Source organism: Actinotalea ferrariae (genome assembly GCF_019733465.1).
GTDB classification, from domain to species: Bacteria; Actinomycetota; Actinomycetes; order Actinomycetales; family Cellulomonadaceae; genus Actinotalea; species Actinotalea ferrariae_A.
Genome location: NZ_JACVQL010000246.1, coordinates 1 through 5,038, shown reverse-complemented (window position 1 = coordinate 5,038; position 5,038 = coordinate 1). Strand labels below are relative to the sequence as shown.

Annotated in this window: 5 protein-coding genes; 3 read left to right on the top strand and 2 right to left on the bottom strand. The window is 75.4% G+C overall.

Annotated elements, in window-relative coordinates; genetic code table 11:
- Positions 1 to 129 precede the first annotated feature (129 nt).
- Together ICW40_RS21660 and ICW40_RS16880 are read right to left on the bottom strand one after the other, a co-directional pair.
- Positions 130 to 1,407: a DUF58 domain-containing protein gene (locus ICW40_RS21660; protein WP_221655175.1), complete on the bottom strand. Its 1,278-nt coding sequence runs from the start codon at positions 1,405 to 1,407 to the stop codon at positions 130 to 132.
- Positions 1,408 to 1,414: 7 nt separating this feature from the next.
- The gene (locus tag ICW40_RS16880) at positions 1,415 to 2,413 is read right to left on the bottom strand and encodes an AAA family ATPase (protein ID WP_221655174.1); all 999 of its coding nucleotides are present in this window, start codon (positions 2,411 to 2,413) and stop codon (positions 1,415 to 1,417) included.
- 382 nt (positions 2,414 to 2,795) lie between these two features.
- Here ICW40_RS16880 and mraZ point away from each other — a divergent pair, with 382 nt between their 5' ends.
- The 3 genes from mraZ (at position 2,796) to ICW40_RS16865 (ending at position 4,954) form a co-directional block, all read left to right on the top strand.
- A complete protein-coding gene (gene mraZ, locus ICW40_RS16875; RefSeq protein WP_221655173.1) occupies positions 2,796 to 3,269 on the top strand; it encodes a division/cell wall cluster transcriptional repressor MraZ in 474 nt (157 codons plus the stop codon).
- Positions 3,270 to 3,485: 216 nt separating this feature from the next.
- On the top strand, positions 3,486 to 4,490 hold the full coding sequence (gene rsmH / locus ICW40_RS16870) for a 16S rRNA (cytosine(1402)-N(4))-methyltransferase RsmH (RefSeq protein WP_221655172.1): 1,005 nt from the start codon (positions 3,486 to 3,488) through the stop codon (positions 4,488 to 4,490).
- Positions 4,487 to 4,954 (top strand): hypothetical protein, encoded by a 468-nt coding sequence (locus tag ICW40_RS16865; RefSeq protein ID WP_221655171.1) that lies wholly within the window; start codon positions 4,487 to 4,489, stop codon positions 4,952 to 4,954. The genes rsmH and ICW40_RS16865 overlap by 4 nt, the downstream gene beginning before the upstream one ends.
- Positions 4,955 to 5,038: the final 84 nt, after the last annotated feature.

Here is a 5,038-nt window from a genome sequence, read left to right as displayed (position 1 = left end):
GGGCGGCGACGGCCCGCCACGGGCCGGGCGCCAGCAGGCCCGTCATCGTCCAGGTCCCGGCCACCGCGGCGACGGCGACGAGCCCGGCGCCCAGCCAGACCTGACGCCCGGCCACGGCCGCGGCGCCCGTCACCGGGCGACCCCCACGCGCTCGTCCGAGTCGAGGAGACGTTGCCAGCACACCGCCGCGTCCTCACCCGGGCGGACCGCGCACGCCGTCCAGCCGGCGCGTCGCAGGGCGCGCAGCGTCCGGGCCTCGTCCGCCGTCATGGAGTCATTGTCGCCGCCCCGGCCGGTCCGGACCATCGCCCAGCCCATGCTCGCGTCACCGATGCGGGCCAGGGAGGCGAGGTCGTCCGGCTCGAGCTCGCCGACGACCGCGAAGACGAGCTCCGCGCCGCCCGCGTTGACGGTGAGGGTGTCCACCGCGGTCCGCAGCCACGCGGCGCGCGTCGCGAGGTTCGACGGTCGCGTGAGGTCGACCGTCTGGTCGAGCAGCGCGTCCGCTCCCGCGCCCTCGCCGTCCGCGCGGTGGTGGTCGGTCGCGGCGCCCAGCACGTCGCCGCCGAGGAGGCGCACGTGGTGGCCCGCGGACATGAGTGCGAGCGCGATCGATGCGCCCGTCGAGATCGTCCACTCGGCCGCCTCGTCGTCGAGCGGCAGGTCGAGCAGCACGCTCGCGGGCCGGCGCCCCGCGCGCTCGTCCTGACGGACCATGAGCTGCCCGCGGCGGGCGCTGTTGCGCCAGTGCACCCGGCGCAGGTCGTCCCCGGCGCGGTAGTCCCGCAGCGAGGAGTCGTCCGCGGCCGGTGTGCGAGCGCCGGCCGAGGCACGGTCGACGTCGGTCGAGGCGGCGGAGCTCGACGTGCCGAGGGGGGTGGTCGCCGGCCGGACGGCCACGAGCATGGGCTCGGCCAACGAGCCCGTCCAGCGAGCGACGCCGAACAGGTCCCGCCGCTGCACCTCGAGCGGTCCGACCGGCCAGCGACCGCGGTGCTGGGGGTGGATCGAGTACGTGAGCGCGAGGCGGCCCGCGGACCGCTGGACGCGGGCCCGCAGCGCCGTCGGGCCCGAGAGCTCGCGTGCCGCCCGCTCGGCGATCTGCAACCGGTCGAGCCGGTGGGCCCCGCCCGAGGCGGTGAGCTCCACGCGCACGGTCGCGACCCTGCCGACGGAGACCGGGTGCGGCGTCACGCGGCGCACGAGCCTGAGCCGGCCGCGGTCCTGCTGCCGCACCTCGGCCGCGAGCCACGCGACGGCGACCACCACCACGAGCAGCAGCAGCGACCCCACCTGGGTGAGGATCCGCACGCCCGTGAGCGTCCCCATCACGGTCGTGGCGAGCCCCAGACCGCCGAGCGCCCCGCCGCGCGCGGTGGGGCGGACCCCGCGGAGGGCGTCCCTCACGGTGACCTCAGCCGATCGCGCGGCGGTCCGGCACGGACGCGCGCGACGCCGGCAGGCGGGTGCGGGAGAGGATCGCCTCGAGCGTCTCCTCGACGCTGCGGCCCGACAGGCGTGCGTCGGTGCTCGCGAGCAGCCGGTGCACCAGCACGGGGCCGGCGAGCTCCTGGACGTCGTCGGGCAGGACGTGGTCCCGCCCGGCCATCGCGGCTGCGGCCTTCGCGGCTCGCAGCAGCTGGATGGCGGCACGCGGGGACGCGCCCAGCCGCAGCATCGGGTCGTTGCGGGTCGCGTCGGCCAGGTCGACCACGTACTGCTTGATCCCGGGCGCTGCGTAGAGCCGGCGCGCGACGTCGATCATGGTCGAGATCTCGGCGACGCGGGCGACCGGGCGCAGGTGCGCGAGCGGGTCGACCGCCTCCTGGCGGTCGAGCATCTCCACCTCTGCGGCGCGCGAGGGGTACCCCACGCTCAGGCGGGCCATGAAGCGGTCGCGCTGCGCCTCGGGGAGCGCGTAGGTCCCCTCCATCTCGATGGGGTTCTGCGTCGCGATGACGAGGAACGGCCGCGGCAGCTGGTAGGTCGTGCCGTCGATCGTCGTCTGCCCCTCCTGCATGCACTCCAGGAGCGCCGACTGGGTCTTGGGGGAGGCGCGGTTGATCTCGTCGCCGATGACGATGTTGGCGAAGACGGGTCCGGGCCGGAACTCGAACTCGTGGGCCTCCTGGCGGTAGATCGTCACGCCCGTGAGGTCGCTGGGCAGCAGGTCGGGGGTGAACTGGATCCGCCCCACGCTGCAGTCGACCGACCGGGCGAGCGCCTTGGCGAGGGTCGTCTTCCCGACGCCGGGCACGTCCTCGAGGAGCACGTGCCCCTCGGCCAGGAGCACCGCGACCGTGAGGCGCACGAGGTCCGGCCGTCCGGAGATCACCGTCTCCATGGCGGTGCGGATCCCCTGGGCGGTCGCCGCGAGCTCGTCGACCTCGCGTGCGGTGGGCAGTGCGTGCATGGACGACCCCTTCGTCGGACTGGTCGAAGCGTAGGTGACCGAGGACCGCACCGGCGACGACCGCACGGGTGCTGGTCACGGCCCCCCACTTCCCTCCACCGGTCGCGCGGGACGCCGGCCCCGTGGAGCGCCACGGAGGCCCTCACGCACGAGATCCGCACGAGGCCGGCGTCGTGCGGCCGTCCCGCGACGTCCCCGGCGCCCGGGCCGCGGCGCATCTCCTCCACATCCCCCCACCGCTTCTCACCTGCGCAGACGCACGACTGAAGGGGTGAAACGCGGGCTGTTTCCATTGCTGGTGGAGGGAAGTGGAGTACTGTGGGGACACCTGGGGAGCGGTGGGCCTGCCTGGGGTGCCGACGGGCCGAGGGGAGGGCGTGACGTGGCGAACGAGCCCGCGGCGAGCTCCTACAGCCCGTACTCGCCCTTCCTCGGGACCTACACCCCGCGCCTGGACGACAAGGGCCGGCTGATCCTCCCCGCGAAGTTCCGGGCCCAGCTGGCCTCGGGTCTGGTCGTCACGCGGGGCCAGGAGCGGTGCCTCTTCGTCTTCCCCGTCGACGAGTTCCGCCGCATGCACGACCAGATCCGTCAGGCGCCGGTCACGAGCAAGCAGGCGCGTGACTACCTCCGTGTCTTCCTCTCGGGCGCGCACGACGAGGTGCCCGACAAGCAGGGCCGCCTCTCGATCCCCGCCGGGCTGCGGTCCTACGCGGGCCTCGACCGGGACGTCGCGGTGATCGGCGCGGGCACGCGCGTCGAGATCTGGGACGCGAACGCATGGGAGACGTACCTCGAGGAGCAGGTCAGCCACTACGCCGAGACGGCCGAGGAGGTGTTCCCCGGTGCCTTCTGACTGACCCCTGGACCTGGTGCGCGCGACTGCCGCCACCGCACGACGAGGTCTCTCCCCGCCCGCTCTGGCGCACTTCCCCGGCGCCAGAGGGGCTGCGGAGGGAGACCTGGTCGGGCGGCGGAGGGCCGCCCGACCACCAGCCAGGACCGCCGCCGGTCCGCCGACGGCGCCCCGCACGACCAGCACGCACGAGCCGCACGGACCGGAGGAGGTCGGATGAGCCAGGAACGCCCGACGGCCGACCGGCACGTCCCCGTGCTGCTCGAGCGCTGCGTCGAGCTGCTCGCGCCTGCGCTCGCCGGGCCGGACGCGGTGCTCGTCGACCTGACCCTCGGCATGGGTGGGCACACCGAGGCGCTGCTCGGCCGCTTCGAGGGGCTGCGCGTCGTCGGGCTCGACCGCGACCGCCAGGCGATCGCGCTCGCGAGCGAGCGGCTCGCGCCGTTCGGCGAGCGCTTCACGCCGGTGCACGCGGTGTACGACGAGGTGCTCGAGGTGGTGCAGGACGTCGTCGGCAGGCCGGTGCAGGGCGTGCTCGGCGACCTCGGCGTCTCCTCGCTCCAGCTGGACGAGGCCGAGCGCGGCTTCTCCTACGCCAAGGACGCCCCGCTCGACATGCGGATGGACGCGAGCGACGGCCCCACCGCGGCCGACGTGGTCAACGGCTACTCCCAGGACGAGCTCGTCCGGATCCTGCGGCAGTACGGCGAGGAGCGGTTCGCCCCGCGCATCGCGCGGACGATCGTGTCGCGCCGCGCCGCGCGCCCCCTGACGCGGACCGGCGAGCTCGTCGACATCGTGCGCGCCTCGATCCCGGCCGCGGCCCGGGCGACGGGCGGCAACCCCGCCAAGCGCACCTTCCAGGCGCTGCGGATCGAGGTCAACCGCGAGCTCGAGGTGCTCGAGCGCACCGTCCCCGCGGCGCTCGAGAGCCTGGCCGTCGGCGGGCGCATCGTCGTCATGGCGTACCAGTCCCTCGAGGACCGGATCGTCAAGCGGGCCCTCGCGCGCGGCGCGACCTCGAGCGCCCCCGCGGGCCTCCCGGTCGAGCCGGAGACGCACCGGCCCTACCTCGAGCTCCTCACGCGCGGCGCCGAGCAGGCGTCCGAGGCCGAGCTCGCCGCCAACCCCAGGTCCGCGTCGGTGCGCCTGCGTGCCGCAGCACGCGTCCGTCCGACGCCGGATCACCTCCGTCAGCACACCCCGAGGTGGGCAGCATGAGCGCCGCACAGCAGACCGCAGTCCGGGCCGTTCGGAGCCCGGCCGTCGACCGGAACGCCGACCGGCACCCCGACCGACCGGGCCGTCCTCGGCCGTCGGCGCCCGCGTCGTCGGCGCCCTCGCCCCGGCTGCGCGTCGTGCGGGCGCCGGCCCAGACCCGCACGCGGGTGCCGTTCGTGCTGACCTGCATGAGCCTCCTGGCCGCGTCGCTGCTCGGTGCGCTCGTGCTCAACACCTCCATGGCGAAGGGCGAGTACGAGCGCTTCGCGCTCCAGTCGCGGCTCGCCGAGTCGGCCCAGGTCCAGCAGCAGATCGCGACCGAGCTCCGCACGGCCGAGTCGTCGGCGCAGCTCGCGACCGCGGCCTCGGCGCTGGGCATGGTCCCGACGACGCACGGCGCCTACCTCCGGCTCGCCGACGGCGCCGTGCTCGGCGACCCTGTGCCCGCGGGGGCCGCGGGATGAGCCGCCCCGTGGCCGGGGGCGACGGCGCACCGCGCTGGTCGCCCGTGGCCCGGGCCGGTCAGGACGGCGACGACAGCCCGGGGT

Coding starts and splice junctions, on each gene's coding strand:
- ICW40_RS16880 (WP_221655174.1), bottom strand. CDS start 2,413: ATGCACGCACTGCCCACCGCACGCGAGGTCGACGAGCTCGCGGCGACC.
- rsmH (WP_221655172.1), top strand. CDS start 3,486: ATGAGCCAGGAACGCCCGACGGCCGACCGGCACGTCCCCGTGCTGCTC.
- ICW40_RS16865 (WP_221655171.1), top strand. CDS start 4,487: ATGAGCGCCGCACAGCAGACCGCAGTCCGGGCCGTTCGGAGCCCGGCC.